General features: G+C 69.3%; 18 protein-coding genes, 1 tRNA gene and 2 pseudogenes. 9 read left to right on the top strand and 12 right to left on the bottom strand.

Annotated features, from left to right (window positions below; all coding sequences use genetic code 11):
• Positions 1–90: 90 nt before the first annotated feature.
• The 5 genes from lanL to ACIRBX_RS12810 form a co-directional block, all read right to left on the bottom strand.
• Entirely contained in the window at positions 91–2,637 is a 2,547-nt protein-coding gene (lanL, locus tag ACIRBX_RS12830; protein ID WP_402296030.1) for a class IV lanthionine synthetase LanL, read from the bottom strand.
• A 2-nt stretch (positions 2,638–2,639) separates the two neighbouring features.
• On the bottom strand, positions 2,640–2,807 hold the full coding sequence (locus tag ACIRBX_RS12825; protein ID WP_402296029.1) for an SflA family class IV lanthipeptide: 168 nt from the start codon (positions 2,805–2,807) through the stop codon (positions 2,640–2,642).
• A 207-nt stretch (positions 2,808–3,014) separates the two neighbouring features.
• Positions 3,015–3,926, bottom strand: a complete 912-nt coding sequence (locus ACIRBX_RS12820; protein WP_402296027.1) for a PIG-L family deacetylase — start codon at positions 3,924–3,926, stop codon at positions 3,015–3,017.
• Between the two features lie 224 nt (positions 3,927–4,150).
• The gene (locus tag ACIRBX_RS12815; protein ID WP_402296026.1) at positions 4,151–4,624 is read right to left on the bottom strand and encodes a DUF4442 domain-containing protein; all 474 of its coding nucleotides are present in this window, start codon (positions 4,622–4,624) and stop codon (positions 4,151–4,153) included.
• Between the two features lie 62 nt (positions 4,625–4,686).
• Positions 4,687–5,928 carry a hypothetical protein gene (locus ACIRBX_RS12810; protein WP_402296025.1) on the bottom strand — a complete coding sequence of 414 codons (1,242 nt, stop codon included), beginning with the start codon at positions 5,926–5,928 and terminating at the stop codon, positions 4,687–4,689.
• Between the two features lie 172 nt (positions 5,929–6,100).
• Here ACIRBX_RS12810 and ACIRBX_RS12805 point away from each other — a divergent pair.
• Positions 6,101–6,172, top strand: a tRNA-Val gene (locus ACIRBX_RS12805).
• A gap of 755 nt (positions 6,173–6,927) precedes the next feature.
• Positions 6,928–7,722: pseudogene (locus ACIRBX_RS12800) on the top strand (IS5 family transposase); the annotation flags it as partial.
• Between the two features lie 39 nt (positions 7,723–7,761).
• On the opposite strand, the pseudogene ACIRBX_RS12795 reads toward ACIRBX_RS12800, so the two are convergent.
• From ACIRBX_RS12795 to ACIRBX_RS12770, 6 genes and pseudogenes are all read right to left on the bottom strand, one after another.
• Positions 7,762–8,571: pseudogene (locus ACIRBX_RS12795) on the bottom strand (IS5 family transposase).
• Between the two features lie 971 nt (positions 8,572–9,542).
• Positions 9,543–9,797, bottom strand: a complete 255-nt coding sequence (locus ACIRBX_RS12790; protein ID WP_402296024.1) for a hypothetical protein — start codon at positions 9,795–9,797, stop codon at positions 9,543–9,545.
• 291 nt (positions 9,798–10,088) lie between these two features.
• Entirely contained in the window at positions 10,089–10,340 is a 252-nt protein-coding gene (locus ACIRBX_RS12785; RefSeq protein ID WP_402296023.1) for a hypothetical protein, read from the bottom strand.
• Entirely contained in the window at positions 10,340–10,735 is a 396-nt protein-coding gene (locus ACIRBX_RS12780; RefSeq protein WP_402296021.1) for a hypothetical protein, read from the bottom strand. Before ACIRBX_RS12780 ends, ACIRBX_RS12785 begins: the two co-directional genes overlap by 1 nt.
• Before the next feature lie 134 nt (positions 10,736–10,869).
• A complete protein-coding gene (locus tag ACIRBX_RS12775) occupies positions 10,870–12,117 on the bottom strand; it encodes a helix-turn-helix domain-containing protein (RefSeq protein WP_402296020.1) in 1,248 nt (415 codons plus the stop codon).
• A 714-nt stretch (positions 12,118–12,831) separates the two neighbouring features.
• Positions 12,832–13,470, bottom strand: a complete 639-nt coding sequence (locus ACIRBX_RS12770) for a GntR family transcriptional regulator (protein WP_402296018.1) — start codon at positions 13,468–13,470, stop codon at positions 12,832–12,834.
• Between the two features lie 216 nt (positions 13,471–13,686).
• Between ACIRBX_RS12770 and ACIRBX_RS12765 the strand changes: the two genes are divergently transcribed.
• The 7 genes from ACIRBX_RS12765 (at position 13,687) to ACIRBX_RS12735 (ending at position 19,458) form a co-directional block, all read left to right on the top strand.
• Complete coding sequence (locus ACIRBX_RS12765; protein ID WP_402296016.1) at positions 13,687–13,977, top strand: hypothetical protein; 291 nt, start codon at positions 13,687–13,689, stop codon at positions 13,975–13,977.
• The gene (locus tag ACIRBX_RS12760; RefSeq protein ID WP_402296015.1) at positions 13,974–14,171 is read left to right on the top strand and encodes a hypothetical protein; all 198 of its coding nucleotides are present in this window, start codon (positions 13,974–13,976) and stop codon (positions 14,169–14,171) included. The genes ACIRBX_RS12765 and ACIRBX_RS12760 overlap by 4 nt, the downstream gene beginning before the upstream one ends.
• Positions 14,172–14,176: 5 nt before the next feature.
• Positions 14,177–15,577 carry a cell division protein FtsK gene (locus tag ACIRBX_RS12755; protein WP_402296013.1) on the top strand — a complete coding sequence of 467 codons (1,401 nt, stop codon included), beginning with the start codon at positions 14,177–14,179 and terminating at the stop codon, positions 15,575–15,577.
• 40 nt (positions 15,578–15,617) lie between these two features.
• Positions 15,618–16,361 carry a DUF2637 domain-containing protein gene (locus tag ACIRBX_RS12750; protein WP_402296011.1) on the top strand — a complete coding sequence of 248 codons (744 nt, stop codon included), beginning with the start codon at positions 15,618–15,620 and terminating at the stop codon, positions 16,359–16,361.
• A gap of 141 nt (positions 16,362–16,502) precedes the next feature.
• A complete protein-coding gene (locus ACIRBX_RS12745; RefSeq protein ID WP_402296009.1) occupies positions 16,503–17,960 on the top strand; it encodes a replication initiator in 1,458 nt (485 codons plus the stop codon).
• The gene (locus ACIRBX_RS12740; RefSeq protein ID WP_402296007.1) at positions 17,957–18,151 is read left to right on the top strand and encodes a helix-turn-helix domain-containing protein; all 195 of its coding nucleotides are present in this window, start codon (positions 17,957–17,959) and stop codon (positions 18,149–18,151) included. The genes ACIRBX_RS12745 and ACIRBX_RS12740 overlap by 4 nt, the downstream gene beginning before the upstream one ends.
• Entirely contained in the window at positions 18,151–19,458 is a 1,308-nt protein-coding gene (locus ACIRBX_RS12735) for a tyrosine-type recombinase/integrase (protein WP_402296005.1), read from the top strand. Before ACIRBX_RS12740 ends, ACIRBX_RS12735 begins: the two co-directional genes overlap by 1 nt.
• Positions 19,459–19,554: 96 nt before the next feature.
• Here ACIRBX_RS12735 and ACIRBX_RS12730 read toward each other — a convergent pair whose 3' ends face one another.
• A complete protein-coding gene (locus ACIRBX_RS12730) occupies positions 19,555–20,016 on the bottom strand; it encodes a hypothetical protein (protein WP_402296003.1) in 462 nt (153 codons plus the stop codon).
• Positions 20,017–20,085 lie beyond the last annotated feature (69 nt).

Here is a 20,085-nt window from a genome sequence, read left to right as displayed (position 1 = left end):
GTGCGCCCGGGGAAGCGGCCCCGGTGCCGAGCGGGCATCGCTCCTCGGCCTCGGGTCGGACGGGCCCGCCGACCAGTCCGGTCGGTGCGGTCAGCCCGGGAGGCCGAGGCGGGGGCCGCCGTGGTCGTGGAGCCGCCGGAAGAACCCGAGCACCCCGGCGGAGCCGCCGGCCCAGGTGGCGCTGGCCCCGGTCAGCCCGGCATCAGGGAAGACCGGGCGGGACGGGGTGCCGCCGCTGCGGCTCAGGATGATCGAGGCGACCGTCCCGGCAGCCTCCCGGAACTCGTCGTCCCCGGCCCCGCACAGGTCCACCAGCAACTCGCCCACCCCGGCCAGCCCGCAGCACTGGTTGACCAGCGGCATGCGCGGTGCCAGCGCCACGCAGCTGCGGGCGGCCTGCTGAGCGAGCGTCAGGTACCCGGGCTCGTCCAGGTGCCCGGCGGCCCGGGCCAGCACCGCCCCGATCCCGGCCAGGCCCCGGCACCACGAGCCGTAGCGGCGGGTCGCCCCCGGGGCGGCGGCAGCCGCGATGAGGCCGGGCGTGACGGTGGCCAGCTCGGCGCAGGCGCGGCGGGCCCGGGCGTCGGCGTCCGGGTCGGCGCTCACCCGGGCGTACTCCAGCAGGAAGGCTGTGACCCCGGCGTCGCCGTGCGCCAGGCCTCGGCGCAGTGCGGCGTCCCCGGGCCGGTCGGTGTCCGGGGGAGTCAGCCGGGCCCGGCCGGAGGCGAGCAGTGCGGCGCAGGTGTCGGCGACGGCCCGGTGTCCCCCGTCCGGGTCGAGGCGGTCGAGCAGCAGGCGGGCGGTGCCGATGCCGGCCACGCCCTCGATCAGGTCGGCCTCCGGCGGCCCGCCGTCCGGGCCGGTCGCGGGGACGGCGGGCCGGTCGCCCCACCACGTCCACGCCTCCGTCACCCCCGTTGCGCTCGCCGAGGTGAGGAACAGCCCGACACCGGTCAGTCCCGAGTGGAACGACGGCGACAGCCTGCTGCTCGCAGCTTGCCGTGCCGTCCACTCCGCCAACGAGCCCACCGCGCCGCGCACTTCGGGCCGGTGCAGGTGATGCAGCAGCTCCAGGCCGAGCCCCGAACTGCCGCCGTAGAGGTCGATCGGGGTGGGGACGTTCGTCCGGGCGGCGAGCACCGGGTCCACGATCCGCTCCGCCTCGGCGACGCAGTAGGCGACCGTGTGCTCGATGATCTCCGCCACCTGCCCGTCCCCGAGCCGGGGTCCAGGACGGGTGGCCGCCGTGCCGGGCGCCGGCACACCGGCCACCCCGCGCCGTAGCCGCTCCGCCCCGGTGGCCCGCACGGTCGGCTCCGGGTCGGTCAACTCGCCGATCACGGTGCGGAGCCCGTGGTGTTCCGCGCCGGGGAGGGCCCAGGCCAGACCGGTCAGGGTGCGTTCCCGGTTGACGGTCCGGTCGGGGTCGACCAGCACCGGGTCCAGGCCGGTGGCCGCGAAGCCGAGGGTCATCCCGAGCGCGTAGAGGTCGTCGGCCGCTCCGTTCGCGGGCCCGTGTGGCCGGTCCGTCCGGGTGGGAGTGCCGTAGCCCGGGGTGCCGCCCTCCGGGCCGGTGCCGTGCAGGCTGCTGATCCCGAAGTCGACCAGGTGGCAGCGGCCTTCGGCGTCCAGCACCACGTTGTCCGGCTTGAGGTCGCGGACCACCACGCCCCGGCGGTGGGCCTGGTCCAGGACGCGCAGCAGCTCCATCCCCAACTGCAAGGCCCCGCCGTGCTGGTGGCCGCTGCCCCGGTACGGGCCACGCCGCTGCACCTCCCGCCGCAGGTCCCGGTCTCCGCAGCTGTCGATCACCAGGTACTCGTCGCTCCGGTGGCGGAAGTAGTCGACCGCGCGCGGTACTCCGGGCACGCCGTCCAGTGCCGTCAGCACCCGGTGTTCGTGCCGCAGGCGGTCCCGGGCGTCCGCGCCGGACTCCTCCTCGCCGACGAAGGCCCGGGCCTGCTTGACCACCACCGGCCGGCCGGTGGCCAGGTCGTCGGCGCGGTAGACGTTGCCCTGCGGTTTGCGGGCGATGCCGGCCGTGACCCGGTACCGTCCGCCGCCGAACCCGCTTGCGGCGTCCGCCCGTTCGGCCTTCCCTCGCCGCTGCTCGAAGGGGTCCTCGGCCCAGGGCGGGCAGCGGAACGCGGAGCCGGCCAGGCCGTCGAAGAGCCGGCCGTCGGGGCCGGTCATCACCGACTCCAGTCGACCGCTCCGACCGGTCCGGTACTCGCCGGTGAAGGGGCCGTAGCGGTAGTAGACGGGGGCCTGCGGATCGACCCGCCGGTCGCTGACGATCTGCGGGCCCTCCCGGCCCCGTAGGACCTCGACCAGCTCGTCGGCGAGTGCCGTGAGAGCGCCGGGCGCCGGATAGACGGTCACCGCCTTGCCGACCGAACCAGCGCTCCGTGCACCGGAGTTGATCTCGCGCAGAGTCTCCGGGTCCTTGGCCCACTTGGCGTGGCAGACGTACCGCAGCAGCACCGGCCGGATCAGGGCGGTCACCGCGTCGAGCTCGCCGGGCCGGGCCGAGACGTGCAGCTTCCAGCCGTGGTCCACCGCCGGCATCCGCGGATCCGTCAGGTACGACCAGAGGTCGTCCGAGGAGGTGCGGCGGCCGGCGGTGGACCCGGCCACTGTCAGGAGTTCCAGTCGCAGGCGAAGCGGGTGGTGGCGGTCACCCACGGGTCCGCGAGACAGGCCGTGGCCTCGTGCTCGCTGCGGTCGTCGTCCTCGAACCGCAGGAGCTCGTCGTCGACCAGCAGCGGCCCTGCGTCGCGGACTTCGGTGATCACGGCAGTGGACATGTGACGCCTCCAGGTCTTGTCGTGCGCGCCCTCGCGACGCCGCCGGTCGCGGCCGTCGCGGACCGCCGGCCGGGTGGGGCCGGGGTCCTGATCCTGAAAGGTAGGTACGAATAGTGCACCTGACAAGGGGTCAGGTCACAACTGCCTCACGGAAGCGTCACGTTGATGAAGGAAGGGTGTGGTCCGTTTGGGTCGCTCCGGACCGCGTCAGCGCAGGCCGGCGAACAGGTCGTCCTCCGGCAGCGACGTTCCGGTGGTGTCCTTGACCCGCACGAAGGTCTCGATCCCCATCAGCTCGGTGAACCTCTCCTTCCCCATCTTGAGGAAGAAGATGTTCTCGCCCTGGCTGGCGTGCGCGGCGAGCGAGTCGAACTTCTGGCCGCCGAACTCCCGGGTGTCCACCCACACCTGGATCTCGTCGTCCGGCAGCCCGATCTCCGGCAGCTCCGCAGGCTCCCGCACCGCCGCCTGCGTCCCCTGGGTGGACTCCACCGGCTCGGCGGCCTCTGCCGTCTCGGTCGCCGCCTCAGCCGTCTCCTCCGCCGGCTCGTCCCACTCCTCGCCCAGCTCGCGCATCACCTCGCCGAACTTCGCGAAGCCGGAGCGTGGCATGGTGGTCCAGTACACCTTCGAGGCCAGTCCGGTCAGCTCCAGCGCGGCCATGGTGATCCGGTGCGCCTGGATGTGGTCGGGGTGGCCGTAGAAGCCGTTCTCGTCGTACGTCACCACCACGTCCGGCTGGTACTCGCGCATCAGCTCGGCGAGCCGGGCCGCACCCTCCTCCACCGGAGTGCCCCAGAACGCGCCGGGCGCCTCGTTGTTCGGCCAGCCCATCATCCCGGAGTCCGCGTACCGCAGCAGCTCCAGGTGGCTGATGTTCAACACCTCGCAGCTGGCCCGGAGTTCCTCCTCCCGGACGGCCGCCACGGCCGCCGGGTCGTGGCCGGGCTCGCCCGGCTTCACGCCGCCGGGGCCGTCGCCGCAGCCGCCGTCGGTACAGGTGACGAGCACCGTGCGGATGCCCTCCGCCGCGTACCGCGCCAGCACACCCCCCGTCCCGGTGGCCTCGTCGTCGGGGTGGGCGTGCACAGCCATCAGGGTCAACGGCCGGTTGGTCATGGGAATCGTCCTTCGGTCCTCGGGCACAAGATCTCTCGGACCGAGTCTGCGTCATCCGACTGTCAGACGGCACGCAATATGGTGACGGGCGGCCGAAGTCCCGGACCTCCCCGCAAGCGGAGCGCCCTCCCGCACATCGGTGGGCGCTGCCGCACATCGGAGGGTGCTGCCGCGCAACAGAGGTCGCCGCCGCAGATCGGCGGGCGCTGCCGCCGTCGTGGGTCTCAGGCCTCGCGGCGCTTCTGCCGGACGTATACCTGCTTGCGCAGCCGGGCCACCACGGTGCCGTCCGCCGCCAGCACCTCGGTGTCGAACCAGACCAGCGCCTTCTTGCCCTCCGCCGTCAGCTCCCTGATCTCGGCGATCCGGTCCTCGCTGAGCACGAACTCGGCGAACACGTCCCCGCGCCCCGGCGAGACGAAGTCGATGGTCGCGGCGGCGTCCCAGACCACGTACTCCCGGCCCAGGTTCTGCATCACCAGCAGCATCCAGAACGGGTCGGTCATCGCGAAGATCGACCCGCCGAAGTGGGTGCCGACCCAGTTCCGGTTGAACCAGCGCAGCCGGAGGCGGACCTTGGCGGAGCGGTAGTCGTCGGAGACCGCCAGGACCCGGATGCCGGCGAACAGGAAGGGCGGCCAGAAGTTGATGCCGCGTCGGAAGGTGGTGGCGCTGATGCTGCCGCGCTTACGTGCCATGGGGCGACTCTAGCAAGGAAGTTACCAGCCAGTAATGTGACGGCCGCCACTCCGCCCGTGGCTCAGGCGTGCGTGCCCCGGATCATCGCCACCACCCCGGCCGCACTCTCCTTCACCCCGGCCAGCTCGGTCAGGAAGTGCCAGTAGTCCGGGTGCCGCCCCGACTCCTCCAGCGCGGCCACCGCTCGGTCCAGCCGCGCCACGGCCGCGTCCAGCGGAGCCGCGTGCCGGGGGTCCGGCGTCTGCCGCCCCGCCATCGCCAGCCGCTGCGCGTCCCGGATCGCGAACCGGGCCTGTTCGATCTCCCGCTGCGGATCGTGCGCGACCTCCTTCAGCTGTCGCACCCGCCCGTGCACCGCCGCGATCCGCCCGTCGGCCTCGTCCAGCACCGCCCGGACGGTGCCGATCGCCCCGGTCGCGTCCGGCCAGCGCTGCTCGTCCCGTGCCCCGGTCGCCTCGGTCAGCTTGGCCCGGGCCGTCCGCACCGCCTCCTCCGCCTGCTCCGGCACCTGCTGGAGGTCCTGCCAGCACGCCGCACTGAACCCGCGCCGCAGCTCGCTCAGCGCCGGCTCCACCGTCCCGGCCTTGGTCTCCAGCGCCTGGATCCTGGTACGCAGGCTCCCCACCCGCCGGTCGATCTCCCGCGCCTTCTCCGGCAACTGCTCGGCCGCGATCCGCACCGCGTCCGCCCGCAACCGCACGTCCTCGGCCCGCTGCAGCGTCGGCTCCACCCCGTGCCGGCCGGCGCCCTCGTTCAGCTTCGTCAACTCCGGCGCCAACTGTGCCAGTCGGGCCGCCAGGTCGTCCGCCTTCAACCCCGCCGTCCGCACCTGCTCCAGCGCGGTGGTCGCCCCCAGCAGCGCCTGCTTCGCCTGCGCCACGGCCGGCGTCACCCGCATCAGCCGGCTCTCCGCCTGGTCGATCACCGGCTGCAACCGCGCCATGAACGCCGTCAGCTCGCCCTTGGTCCCGTTCAGCTGCTGCTCGGCCCGGCTCAACCCCTGCCGCGCCTGCTCGGCCCGCGCTCCGTCCAGCTCCTCGTCGTCCAGGTCCTGCGCGTCCAGCGCCCCCAGGTACGCCACGGTGACCTCGTTCACCCGGGCCCCGAGCTGCTGGAACTCCGCCACCGCCTGACGCGCCGTCCGCTCGTCCCCGGCCGCCTTCACCGTCTCCACCGCCAGCTCGGCCTCCCGCTGGGTGGAGTCCAGCTCGTAGAACGCCTGCTGCGCCGCATCCCGAGCCGCCCTGGCCGCATCCCGCCGGCCGTCGCCCCGCCGCCACCAGCCGCCTCCGGCCACGCTCACGCCACGCTCCCTGCTGCCCCGTCCACTGCACTCCGGCCCATTCTCGCCGATCACCCGCCGATCCAGGCACCCCCTGCCATCCCATACCCCGGAACCCTGCGGCGGACCACGCCCCGGAGCAGGTACTCTTGTCCCTCGTCGTACGCCGCCCTGCGGTGGCGCCACGCGACGGGGGCGCATAGCTCAGCGGTAGAGCGCCGCCCTTACAAGGCGGATGTCGGCGGTTCGAAACCGTCTGCGCCCACGTAAAGATGCAGGTCAGGGGCCCTTTCACCCTTCCGGTGGAAGGGCTTCTGGTGTTGCAGCACGCATTTGGCACGCATCGGTGACGCGAAACTTCCTTGAGCGGTTGTCACTTGCTTGAGAGGCGGACGTCTCGCAGGTCATAGCAGTTCTGGCGATGAGGTCTGCGTTCTCCAGCACGCGATCAGCACGCACTATTCAGACCGGTCGGATTTGCACGATCGCAGTCTGGAGCTAGGCGGCTGCATCCAGTGACGTCGGCGTCTGGATAGAGGTGACTCGTCGGGCAAGGCGAGCTTGAGCATGCGCGAGGGCTTGGCATCGACTTCGGAAGGCTGGCCAGCACTGCTTCGTGGCCTCCCTGTTGCCCCGGCAGCTCACTGAAAGTGACAAGTGGCGGGCGAATGCTCACTTGGGCCGCCACTGAGGCGAGGCGACCACCGGGAGCACTCTTGGCCGGCGCGATATCGGCCTGTGGTGGTACTGATCGATCTATGAGGGCCAACGCCGCGAGTTCTCATCATGGACCACTGGGGGCGGTGTAGGTGATCGCGAGGTCTCCGGCGGAGGCCGCAGCCAGGGCCACGATCTTCCAGATGGCGATGGGGCTGTTTGCTTGGGGACCGTCGTACGTTCCGTTGAGTAGGTCTACGGTTAGGACCTTGGACTTGCCGTCCGTCGCCTTACTGATCATTTCAAAATGAGTTCGGTTTGGGGGCTTGGCAGTTGAGGTGACCAGGCAGCAGAGTGCTGCCCGTGTCGGATGATCTTGTACCTGATGACTTGTGGGAGCGGGTGGCTCCGCTGCTTCCATCGCGCCCGCCGCGCCGTCACCGCTACCCCGGGCGGTTGCCGGCGGATGACCGTGCCGCGCTTCGCGGCATCGTGTACGTGCTGTGCAAGGGCGTGAGTTGGCGGGACGTGCCCGCGGAGCGGACCGGGTGCAGTGGCGTGACGGCCTGGCGGCGCTTGCGGGACTGGACCGAGGCCGGGGTGTGGCCTCGTCTGCACGAAGTGCTTCTCGCCGAACTGCGGGCCGCAGGGTTGTTGGAGATGGACGACGCAGCGATCGACGGCTCGCACGTCAGGGCCCTCAAAGGGGGGCTCACACCGGACCTTCGCCGGTCGACCGGGGCCGACCGGGCAGCAAGCACCACCTGATCGTCGACCGGCACGGCACCCCACTCGCCATCACGCTCACCGGCGGGAACCGTCACGACGTCACCCAGCTGGCCGCTCCTGGATGCGATCCCGCTCGTCCGGGGCCTGAGCGGACGGCCACGACAGCGGCCGCGCAGGCTCTTCGCCGACCGGGGCTACGACTACGACAAGTACCGCCGACTGCTGTGGAAGCGCGGCATCAAGCCGATGATCGCCCGCCGCGGTGTGGCCCACGGCTCCGGACTCGGCAAGACCCGTTGGGTCGTTGAGCGGAGCTTCGCCTGGCTGCACCAGTTCAAGCGCCTGCGGATCCGCTACGAGATAGACGCCGACCTCCACCTGAGCCTGCTTCAACTCGCCTGCGGCGTCATCTGCCTGAGGAAGCTCCGAACCTCATTCGGAAACGATCAGTTAGAGCTTGTAACACGATCACGGCTTCGGGTTGTTGAGTCGTCTCCAGCAGATGAGGGCTGATGCGAGTGAGATGAGTGAGTCGTGGAGGTCGAGGCGTCGTTCCCAGCGGGTGGCGAGGCGCTTGAACTGGTGGAGCAGGGCGAAGGTCTGCTCCACCACGTAGCGGAGCTTGCCGAGGCCGCGGATGTCGGGCTCGCCCACGTCGGGAGATGACGGGCAGGATCCGACGGCGGATCAGCTCGCGTCGGACATGTCGGCTGTCGTAACCCTTGTCCCCGAAAAGGGACTTGGGCCGTTTGCGCGGCCGTCCGGGTTGGCCCGAGACAGGTGGGACCCCGTCGACGAGGGTGAGGGCCTGGGTGATGTGAGGGACGTTGCCGCCGGTGGTGATGACCTTGAACGGGGTGCCGTTGCCGTCGCAGATCAGGTGGTGCTTGCTGCCCGACGTTCCGCGGTCGACCGGCGACGGGCCAACCTCGGCACCCCCCCCCTTTTCGCGTGGACGTGGGAGGCGTCCACGCAGGCGCGCGTCCAGTCGATCCGTCGAGCCGCGTTCAGCTCGGCGAGCAGTATCCGGTGAACCTGGTCGAACACCCCTGCTTCCGTCCACCGGCACAGCCGGCGCCAGCACGTCTGACCCGAACCGAAGCCCAGCTCCAGCGGGAGCTGCTGCCAGGTGATACCGATGAACAGCACGAACAGGACGCCCTGCAGACACAACCGGTCGTCCACCGGCCGAGGCCCCGGCGACCGCTCCGGCCACGTCGGCAGGACCGGCTCGATCAGAGACCACAACTCGTCATCGACCACCCACGGCGCACTCACACACCACCAACGGATGAATCGTCGCACCGGACACGGCCCACCAGCCCACATCCACAAGATCCTGTTACGAGCTCTTGGTGCGCTTCGCCTGGGCGGCGATCACGGTGACGCCCACCGGGTCGCGCCGGACCGCGACGGCGTCGAGTCCGTTGTCGCGGGAGTTCTGCCTCCAGCCGCACCCGTTCCCGACGCTGTTGCTCCTGGGTAGTGAACCCGCCCCCCTGCGCGTATCGCCAGCAGTTGTACCGCAGGAATCAAGGTCCGTCAGCACCGACAACAAGGCGAGTTCAACCTGAGTACTGCCGTCAAGACGGCTGGAGGCCCCGCCGAATATGCTCAGCGGGGCCTCCAGGTTAATCCACAGTGAAGTGGCTAAAATTTCGCGCCTCGCCTCGATGCGCGTGAGATGCGGATGGGCTAGGTGATGCCATTTTGACCATACGCCAATCCCGGCGAGTCTGATTTTAAATATTGAAGCTAAGGTCGGCCCCTGTATGCTTCCCAGGCCATCCAATGCAGCAGTTGATCTCTAATCTTGGCTTTGGCTGCCGGAAGTGATTTAAGGTCGGCTTCCGACACGTCAAGCCTATAGAAGCTGCATTGAGGCCTCGTCCCGTCATCTAGATCCATGGAATGCGGGAATTCAATAACGAGGCACATCCAGCTAGCTTCAGGCGAAGACTCCGGGAGGTACGGGATGATGATAAAGGTCTCCCCAGTCTCCAGATCCAAGCCATCCCCCTTCCTGCTAAACCCTCGCGCTTGAGCCACTTCCGCCAGTGCGGCGACCCTCTCGCGCGATGCGACCATGACCGACCTGGGGACTGGCCAGCCAAGCCAGGACTGTACGCGACTCAAGCTACCCATCCAATTCCGCACGCTACAACACCTCAACTAATTCTGAATCCCGCCAGAATCATGGCACATGCCAGAAGCCGCCCAGCTATAGGGCCGGGCGGCTTCTGGATTCCTTATGGTACGACCAAGATCTCCCTGTCAGGCGTGAACAGAGGATGCTCCGGTTTGCCCATTCGCCGTAGGGCCTCAGCTATTCGGTGATTGCCATTAAGAACTTCTCCGTCGCCGAGGATGATGCTTCCTCCGATCCCATCTGGATTATTCATCGAGTCCAACAGGCGATGATCATCCATGCCATGCGTGTCTGCAAGTTTGTCGGCATCGCCCAGGTCCGGCAACTCAAAGTCCTTGAGGTCCCCCAGCTTCATGGGGACACGCTTGGCCCTCATCGCCTCGTCAGCCAGTTGCGCTTTAGACTTGAAAAGGTTACCAAAAAAGCCACCGCCGCCAGGACAATTATGCACCAGCACCGGCGTCGTCCCGGCGAGTACATAGTACGTGTGCTACGCGACCCCTCTCCACCTGCTTTTTCGCAGGTCAAAGGTGATTTGACGGTCCGTCGGCGTCCGTAGATGTGCGCCGAAGTCCGTGGTTGTTGCCGTCTCTACTGCCGTCAGAGGTGTAGACCAGTCGTGCTGGTGTCGGCCGCGCGCGTGATCCTACTGCCAGGCTCCGGGCTCGGCGCGGACGATGGTGCGTGTGGTTTGCTCGTACGACTGGTGACCGGTCTGGGCGCAGTGTCCGGCGATCCAGCGCGTCAGCTCCTCGGGGGTGTGCAGCTCGCCGGACGCGGCAGCGCAGTCCCGTTCTTCGCCGGTGACGCAGAGCGCCTCGAAGGTCGGCAGCGCCATGGGGTCGGTCACGGTGGTCACGTGGTACTCGCGGAAGCGGTAGCGGGTGGTCTTGCCCATCAGCGTTCCCCCTGCCCGCCAAGGAGGCTGGCGTTCGCAGGTTCACCCTCCTCCTGCGGCGCCGGGATGCGCTCTCCGCGCGACTCGGCGACCCTGAGCGCGTCCGACAGGGCCTCGGCCAGCCGACATGCGAGCCAGCGGTACTCGACGGCCGACTGTGCCTTGACTCCGGGGGTCAGGATGCCCCGGGCGTACTCCAGCAGCTCCTGGCCCATGCCGAGCTGCACGGTTTCGATGCCGTCGGCGAGCGTCGAGATGTAGCCCTCGCCGTCGGTGCTCAGGTAGCAGGGGCGCCCGTCCTCGGTGGTCCATGGCAGCAGGCGGGGTCCCGCCATGCCCGACGCCGCTTCGTGCAACTCCCTGCGACGCAGATGGTCCGCGTCGCTCCTCGGCATGCCCACAGTGGATCCCCGGCCTCAGTCGCTGGAACAGGACACGGCGACCGTAACGAGCTGACTTGCCGTCAATCCACGGACCCAGCAGGGCAGATCGCAACGCAAGGTCCGCGAATTGCCACGCTACGTAGCAGCTATCCGACCACGCCTAGGTAGCCGGCCATCTCGCGCATGTCGCTGGTCAGCGTGCGCTTGCGCTTGCTCAGGATCTCCTGCATCGTCTCGGCCGCCGAGTTCTGGTGCCTCAGCCACTCGGGGGCGGCTTCCCGAGCGCGGGTCAGCTCGTCCATGGCCGCCGACAGGTCTCCGGTTCGCGTGTGGGCGCGCGCCATGTCCAGGGTGAAGCGGTTCCCGTCATTCGTGCTGGGCCTGCCCAGTCGCTTCCACGCCTTCGGCGACAGCTCGACCTCCTCGCCCGCCTTGCGCACCACCGCGCGGGCGTCCCCGACGACCATGGAGTCTTCGAGTGCCTTGATGGCAGCGGTCACCGGTCCGAAGACGGACCAGTGCCGGGAGACGTTGCGGTGCGCCGTGCCGACGGCGGTTGCCGCCACCCGCGCCGCCCTGCGGTACTCCTTGGCCTCGTCCGGGCGGTTGTTGCGTGCCGCCGCGGCTGCGGCCTCCATGGCCAGACCGCCCCACACCGCGTAGTGGTCGGGCTCGGCACCGGTGATCTTCGGCTCCACCACGTCCATGCTCTGGGCGGCGATCCGCTCCGCCTCCTCCAACCGGCCCTGCCGCACCAGCAGCCAGCACATGCAACCGACTCCGGAACCGGCCGCGAGCAGGTCCCCGCCCTCCCGCGCGTCCGTGATAGCGCCTCGCAGGGCCGTGTAGGCGATGTCGTACTGCCTCACCTGCGTGAGATACGTGCCGGCCAGGCGCAACGCCTCGGCGCGGGCGAGCAGGGCTTGGTGGTGCTCTTCGCCGCTGTCGTAGTGGGCGACGGCCCGCGCGGCGTCCCGCAACAGGCCGGGCAGTTGGGCGGCGACGCTCTTGTAGCTGTCGGCGAAGTACAGCACCCGCGCGTCTCGAACCGTTCGCGCGTAGGCGCGCAGGTTCGGTTCCTCGCCCACGGCCTGGGCGTCCTGGTCGACGAGCCCCACCGCCGGGGTGAGCGCGGCGCGAAGCTGGATGAGGTTGAGCCGGTTCGGCTCCTCCGCCCGTCCCACGGGCTCCGGTGCGTCGGAGGCGACGAGTGCCGTCGTGGGGATGCCCAGAGCGCGGGCCAGAGCGTGAAGCGTCTCCATGCGGACCGTTCCACCTTGCTCAACCTTCCGGACGGTCGCCGGGGACAGGCCCGCCGCGTGGGCAAGCTCTTCCTGGCTCATCCCGGCGCGGCGCCGGTACTTCCGTACGTTGTCCGCGAGTTCCATCGCCATCTGCTCACCACCTCCAGCGCCACGGTACGCCGGGTGGGCGAACTGACCGGGCTCTCTGGGCAGATACCCACCCGGGACGGTGACCCACCGCCACACGCGGCGCCGGAGCCTCCGGCAGGCTGCGGGCCTGAGCGGGACGGGTCCCTCGTCGGTCGGGCAGCTCCGCCGGACCAGGGTTCTCCGGGGGCCGCCAAGGCTCACCAGGTGACGCTTGCGCTCGGCCTTGGCGGCCCTCGGGGGTTCCTGGTACGCCTTCGGGAACCGGCCGGCGAGGGGCACGACCCGCGACCCACAACCATTCACCACGACGGCGCCGCAGCGGCGCTCGGCCCGCTGGTCCCTCGGAGGGAGGGCAAGGGTTGAAGCAGAGCCTTGTTGCCCACGGCCGCTCTCGCTGGTGTTGCGCGCCCGGACAGGCGGGGCCGCCGCTGAGCGGGGCGGAGACAGGAGCGGGCGACGGCCCCGCCTGTCCGGAGCGCGCGCGGCCCGCGACAGCGGGCCGCCTTGATCCAGTAAAGAAACTTGATCCAGTAAAGAAACTTGATCCAGTAAAGAAACTTGTAACAGCTCCGGCTCTACACCGCTCTGCCGATCTTCGTCACCACCGCGAACACGCCTGGAGCCGCTGCGCGCGGCTGGCAACTTCTCGGGATGGGGTGCTCTCCCACTCGTCCGGCGAGCGCACGGCGGAGGTTCTGGCGGCGGCGGGGGCCCTCATTGAGGTGTGTGCGGTTCTTGGGCCTGACGTTCCCGAGCCTCCCGCCGGTGCAGCAGTTCCTCTGTGAGCTGGCGGGCCGTGTCCTGGGCCTTCTGGTAGATCTCCTCAAGGCGTCGGAGTTCGCCGGTCAGGGCAACCGCCTGCTGGGTCAGCTCGTCCTCGGTCAGCTCCCTGATCCGCTCGGCCGTCGTCTGCTCGGGGACCGGCTTGTCCTCAGCGGCCTCCACGGGGCTCTCCGGCTTCGGGCGCGGCTGCCCCTGGACGAGGTAGGCGGGCTCCGGGCGCCCGGCGTGGATGAACTCCTGGCTGAATCCCAAGTTGTGCATGATCTCATCCATGACTTCCGTCATGAACGGCGTCTTCTTGACAACTTCCTTACCGGGCTTGGCCTTTGCACCAGCACGCTGACGTACGTAGCTTCCCCGGCTCTGGACCGAGTAGATCAGCCCTTCGTTCTTGAGTACGCGCAGGGCGCTCTGGATGGTCGAGCTGGCCAGTCCGTACTTCTCTTGCAGCTCTCGCGCCGTCGGGAGCTTGTCCCCAGGGGCAAGCCGACCTTCAAGGATCTCCTTGCGCAGGGCAGCGGCGGCCTGCATATACGGGGGCCGGGAGTCCTCTTCAAACGGCAACGTCATGCCTCCGAGGGTAGCGGGGACCTAGCACAGATGACACACGGACCGGGCTTGTCCCGGCTGTAGCGACACCAACGCTTGTTCCATATGTATCGCTTGTTGCGCTTGTTTCAGTTGTGCGGCTAGGGTTCTGGCAGGTCGAACAAGCGACCCCCGAACAAGGGAACTGCCATGGCTATGACCAGGATTCGCGTCGGACTGCTGCCCTCGGCTGTCTGCATGACGGGCACCGACGCGACACCGAAGATCAAGGACCCGCAGACCGGCGAGATCGCGACCGACCGCGAGACGGGCGAGCCCCTGTTCACGGTCACGGTGATGCTCATGGAGGAGGGGCGCGCGGAGATCATGAAGCTCACCGTTGCCCAGTCCGGTCTCCCCGAGGGGCTGAAGCCGGGCGTCATGGTGCGGCCGGTGGACCTGTTCGCCACGCCGTGGGCGCGGCTCTTCAACGGTCAGCTTTCGGAGGGCATCGCCTACCGGGTGGGCCGCCTGGAGACGGTCAAGTGACCGTCACTGTAAGGCAGTCGGCGTACTCCCTGCCTGCTCCGGTCGGCGCCGACGGCCGGTTCTCCCCGGGCTTGATCGATGAGGTCGCCGCCGTCCTGGTGGCGCTGGGGTATCCGGCAATCGGCCGCATGGACCGCTTCGACCCGGAGGCGGCGCTCCTCGGGTTCATCTACGACGTGAAAGGCATGAAGTGAAGCACATGAACGAGATCGCCCCGGTCCTGATCGGGGCGGTCCTCGCCCTGGCTGCCCTGTGGGCCGTGGTGGCCATCGTCCGCTACCTGCGGGTCGATCGTGAGACCCGGGCGAGCATCCGTCAGGGGATGCGCATCCGGTTCGGGTGGGAGCGCCTCGCCAAGATGGCGGGCCTGTCGGTGACGGACAAGACGCCGACGTTCCTCGCCGAGCTGGTCAGCCGTGAGGGAGAGACGCCCAAGCCCCGGGTCCTGGTCCCTCGGATCAAGGTGAAGCCGGACCGGTTCGGGGTGGTGGTGCGGGCCAAGTGCCTGCCGAAGGTCGGGCTGGAGGAGTTCCAGCGCTCGGCGCGCTTCCTCGCCGACGCCTGGCGCTGCACGCGGGTATCCGTGCTGCCAGACGGTCCCGGGCAGGTGGTGATCCGGGCCGTGCGCCTGGACCCGCTCACAACGCCGACTGAGCACGTGCCCACGGGCGCGGTGCCGGGGAGCCTGGACACGTGGGGGCTCGGACTGGACGAGTACGCCGAAGACGTTAGCCTGCCCCTGGCGAACGTTCCCGGGGTGACCGTGGCCGGCCTGCCCGGCTTCGGCAAGACGTCGCTGATCAACAAGCTCATCTGCGACCTGGCGCCCTCCGACGCGGTTCAGTTCGCCGTGGCGGACGGCAAGGTCTCCACCGCCCACGAAGGGGACTACGCCGATCTGACTCCCCGCCTGTTCGCCTTCGCGGGTGACGACCTGGCCGAAGCCAACGACCTGTTCAAGCGCATGGTGAAGCTGCGGCGGGGCCGTTCCTCGTCCATCCGCGACGTGCTGGGCGTGAAGAACATGTGGCACGTCGGGCCGTCCCGCATCTGGCCGCTGACGATCCTGATCATCGACGAAGCGCACACCTACTTCCGCGAGTACAAGGGCAACGACGCCGAGACGAAGAAGCTGGCTGCCCTGTCGGCGGAGAACGCCCGGCTCGTCGAGGACCTGGTGAAGAAGGGACGCAGCGTCGGAATCATGGTCATCCTGGCCACCCAGAAGGCGACCGGCGACGCGATCCCGACGTTCATCCGGGACGTGTGCCCGCTGGGGCTGTCCTTCGCGCAGAAGACTGCGGAAGCCTCCGTGGCCGCACTCGGCGACGACATCCGCAACTGGCCGGACGCGAACCCGGTCAATCTCCAGGACCCGGCCTACGTCGGGGTGGCCTCTATGGGGGTGCAGGGCCGTCCGGGCTTCACCCGCGTGCGCACCCCGTACGTGTCCGACGCCGACGCGGCCCGGATCGCCGACGACACCGCCCACCTGACCGAGGACCCGGCCGCATACCTCAACGTGCGTCAGGGCCCGGTCGACTGGAAACCCGCCTTCATGGACGCCGACGCCGACGCCCTCATGACCGACGCGGCCTGACCTTCCTGTAACTCCCCATCAAGAAAGGAGAGTTGGCCTGATGACTGAAGACCGCCTCACACAGCGCACCGTGACCGTGGTCATGGCGGTCATCGCTCTGCTGGCGTTCGTGTTCTCCTTCGGCAACGTCTGGGCACTGGCCCTGCGCCTGGGAGTGCCCCACCCGGTCGCGCCGCTGATCGCCCCCATGGTTGACCTGTCCGTGGTCGGGCTCCTCGTCGGCCTGCGCTTCCTGTCCCTGCGCGGCGTCCCACAGGAGGAGCTGAGGGCGGCAACCCGCCTGATGCACCTGTGCGGCCTGCTGACCCTGGCCCTCAACGTCGCCGAGCCCCTGGCGGCCGGACACTACGGCCGCGCCGCTGTCGATGCGGTCGCGCCGCTGCTACTGCTCGGCTGGGGCCAGGTCGGCCCTCAGTTCCTCCGCCACTTCCACACCCTGACCGCCCCGACCCCGGCAGAAGCCCCCGCCCCCGCCCCGGCCTTGAAGCCCCTGCCGGAAGCCCCGCCGCTCGACGCCGAGCCGGAACCCGTCTCCGCGCCGGCCCCGGCTGTGATCACCGCTTCCGAGCCCGCGTCTGCTCTCGTGCCCCCTCCTCTGCCGGTCAAGGCGACGGTGACCGCCTCGCTCCCGACCGTCCCTGAGGCCCTGCTGAACGCCGCCCGGCGCATCGCCGAGACGCACCACGCCGAACAGGGCGAGCACATCACGCCCGGTCAGCTGAAGGCCCGCCTGGGCGTCACGCTGCCGCTGGCCACCGCCGCACACGCTCAGCTCTCCGCCTGAGCCCCGCCGGCCCATTTCCCCACCTGACCGACCCCGCCCGACCGGGCTCGGTTCGCCATGCCCCGAGCAGCCTCAACACGCCTACATCCCGGCCATGTTGCTGCTCGGGGCGCTCACCTCCGCACGAAAGGACCCGCCCCCATGACTCCGCTGCTGGACCTGCGCCACATCGTCAGCCCCACCGTGCGGGACCTGGTCGAACTGGTCAACCTCGACAACTTCGACCGCCTCCGCGAACAGATCGAACGGCTCGGCGGCTGCACCGAACCCGTACGCCTCATCGGCCACACCGCCACCGTGGACACCGCCACCGGTGAAGTCCTGCGCTCCTACAGCACCACCGACGAACCCACCGGACGCCTGCTGACCGCCTGCGGCAACCGCCGTGCCTCGCGCTGCCCCTCCTGCTCCCGCGTCTACGCCGCCGACACCTTCCAACTGATCCGCGCGGGCCTGACCGGCGGCAAGACCGTCCCCGAGAGCGTGCGCACGCACCCCCGCGTCTTCGCCACCCTGACCGCCCCGTCCTTCGGCCCGGTCCACAACCGCGCCACCACCGCCAACGGCAGCGTCCGCCCCTGCCGATGCGGCAAGCTCCACGACGCCGCTGACGCGCTGCTCGGCACCCCGCTGGACCCGAAAACCTACGACTACTGCGGCGCGGTGCTGTTCAACGCGCACGCCTCGGACCTGTGGCGACGCTTCACGATCTACCTGCGCCGCGAGATCGCCGCTGCCCTCGACATGACGCAAAAGGCCCTGCGCGAAGAGCTTCGAGTGTCCTTCGCCAAGGTCGCCGAGTACCAGAAGCGCGGCCTGGTCCACTACCACGCCGTGATCCGCTTCGACGGCCCGGAAGGCAGCAGCGAGCCCCCGCCCGGACACGCGACCGCCGAAGTCCTCACCTGTGCCATCAAGGCCGCTGCCGAGCGCGTCACCCTGACCATCACCTCTGACGCCGTGGGGGAGCGCGAACTCACCTGGGGCGAGCAGATCGACATCCGCGAGATCGCCGCCTTCGGCACCGACGCCGAACTCACCGATCAGGCCGTCGCCGCCTACGTGGCCAAGTACGCCACCAAGTCCGCCAACGCCTCCGGCACCCTGGACCGCGCCCTGTTCTGCCGCCCCTGCCAGGGACGCGGGATGGCCCCGTCCGCTCAGACCGGCGTGCCCGTCGAATGCCGGACCTGCGCGGGTACCGGCCAGTCCTGTCCCCTGCCCCACCTCGCCGTCGAACAGCACGTGCGGCAGATGATCCGCACCTGCTGGGACCTCGGCCAGCGCCCGGAGTTCGCCGGCCTCAAGCTCTGGAAGTGGGCGCACATGCTCGGCTTCCGGGGCCACTTCTCCACCAAGTCCCGCTGCTACTCGGTCACCCTCGGCGCCCTGCGCGACGCCCGCCGCGCCTGGCGCACCGAACAGGCCCGCGCACGCGCCGACCTGCCCGACCTGGACCCGAGCACGACCCTCGTCGTCGGCCACTGGACCTACCACGGCTCGGGCTACAGCCCCGGCGAAGAACTCCTCGCCGCCGCCGTCCGGCACAACCGCGCCCACGAACGGCAGTTCAGGCACGAAGGCGAGGACCGCCCATGACCCCGCCCACGTCAGCGGAACTGCTGACGGTCCCCCAGGTCATGGCCCGCCTCCAACTTGGCCGCTCAGCCGTCTACGACCTCATCCGCACCCGGCAACTCGGCTCGATCACCCTCGGCCGCTCCCGCCGCATCCCGACTCACGCCCTCACCGACTTCATCCGCACCCGACTGGAACAGGACGCCGCCTGATGACCACACCCCGCGACACCCCCGCCTCCCGCCGAATCCGCGCCAACGGAGACGGCACCGTCTACCAGCGCAAGGACGGACGCTGGGAAGCCGCTGGCTACGTCCTGGCCGTCGGCGACACCCGCAAACGCGTCCGCGTCTACGGCAACACCCGCAAAGAGGCCCTGGCCAAACTCACCGAGAAGATCGCCACCAGCAACCGCGGCGTCCCCACCCCCTCCGCGCAGGGCAGCGTCGCAGCGTTCCTCACCTACTGGCTGGAGACCGTCGCCGTCCACCGGCTCCGCGAGAACACCCACACCCGCTACACCGCCTGCACCCGCCTCTACCTCATCCCCGGCCTCGGTAAGAAGAAGCTCTCCAAGCTCACCGCCAAGGACGTCCGCACCTGGCTCGACCAACTCCGTACCACCTGCCAGTGCTGCGCACGCGGCCTCGACACCGCCCGCGACCAGCCGCAGTGCTGCGCCGCCGGGCAGTGCTGCTCCAAGCGCCTCTCCCCGCTCACCCTCGCCTACGTCCACTCCGTGCTCAAGTCCGCCCTGGAGCACGCCGTCCGCGAAGAGGAGATCCCCCGCAACGTCGCCCGCAACGTCCGCATGGGCACACCCCGCCCCCGCCGCTTCGAACCCCTCACCACCGAGGAGGCGCGCGCGTTCCTCGCCGCCACCCACGGCCACCGGCTGCACGCGCTGTTCGAACTCGCCCTACGCACCGGACTCCGCAAGGGCGAACTCCTCGGCCTGCGCTGGGAAGACCTCGACCTGGCCGACGGAACCGCCAGCATCCGCCGCACCCTCCAACGCACCAACTCCGGCGGCCTGACCGCCCTGCCCACCAAGACCCAGAGCTCCGAGCGGCGCATCGCCCTGCCCACGCCATGCCTGCGCTCCCTCGAACAGCACCGCGACCAGCAGCGCCAGGAACGCGAAGCAGCAGGCACCGGCTGGAAGGACAGCGGCTACGTTTTCACCCGGCCCAACGGAGCCCCCATCGAAGGAGCCACCCTCACCCGGCACTTCACCGCCCTGCTCCGCCGGGCCAGGCTCCGCCGCATCCGCTTCCACGACCTCCGACACTCGGCGGCGACCCTCCTCCTGGAACAGGGCGTCGAACTCGTCGTCATCAAGGAACTCCTCGGCCATGCCCACATCGGGGTGACGGCGACGGTGTACGCCCACGTCCGACTCCGCCTTCAGCGCGACGCCATCGACCTCCTCGGGCGCGCCCTACGCAACCCCGACGAGACCGCCACCCGCCCCGACGACGGCGACGAACCGCCACTTCGTGCAGCACCCGTCCGCTGACGTTGCCGTCAACTACTGCCGTCAGACACCCCAGAGGCCCCACTGGAATTAAATCCGGTGGGGCCTCCTGACAGTCGGAGATCCATAGTGCTCTAGTTAAACTTGCTCTTGCCAGATCTCAAAATCACGTGGTGTCTTTACGGCGAGAAGGCTCATAACTGGAGCCCGATCCACAGAATTCAGCCAGCCTTCGAACGGCACTTCACCATCAGGAAACCACCACTCCGAATGGCTGGCAACAGACTCAAGATCGCCATCCATGGGGTACCTGAACTCAAATTGCACCTGAACGTAGGACTCGTGTTCACCGGATGCGTCAACGACTTCAAGTTGTCGAACAATACCGAGGGCGAAAGTGGGCTCTGGGAACCAGTTTGCCTTACCGTACTGGAAGAGATACCCATCAGCGTCGGGGAGTTCTGGCACCTCAAACTCGACCGCCGAAAATCGCCTCACTAGCTGGGTCAACCCCGGGAGTGACGGGTCGAGACTGTCCATCCCTTCGACAAGTCGACGCGCGATACCCTCCGCCGCATCTACCTGCTGCTTCCTGGACATGATCACCTTTCAGATCGTGTGGAACGCGCTCTGACTGGTGCCCGCCTGCCAACTCCTTGACAGGCGGGC

Origin of the sequence: Kitasatospora sp. NPDC096147 (assembly GCF_044763225.1) — a bacterium.
Lineage (GTDB): Bacteria > Actinomycetota > Actinomycetes > Streptomycetales > Streptomycetaceae > Kitasatospora.
This window is presented reverse-complemented; position numbering and strand designations above follow the sequence as displayed.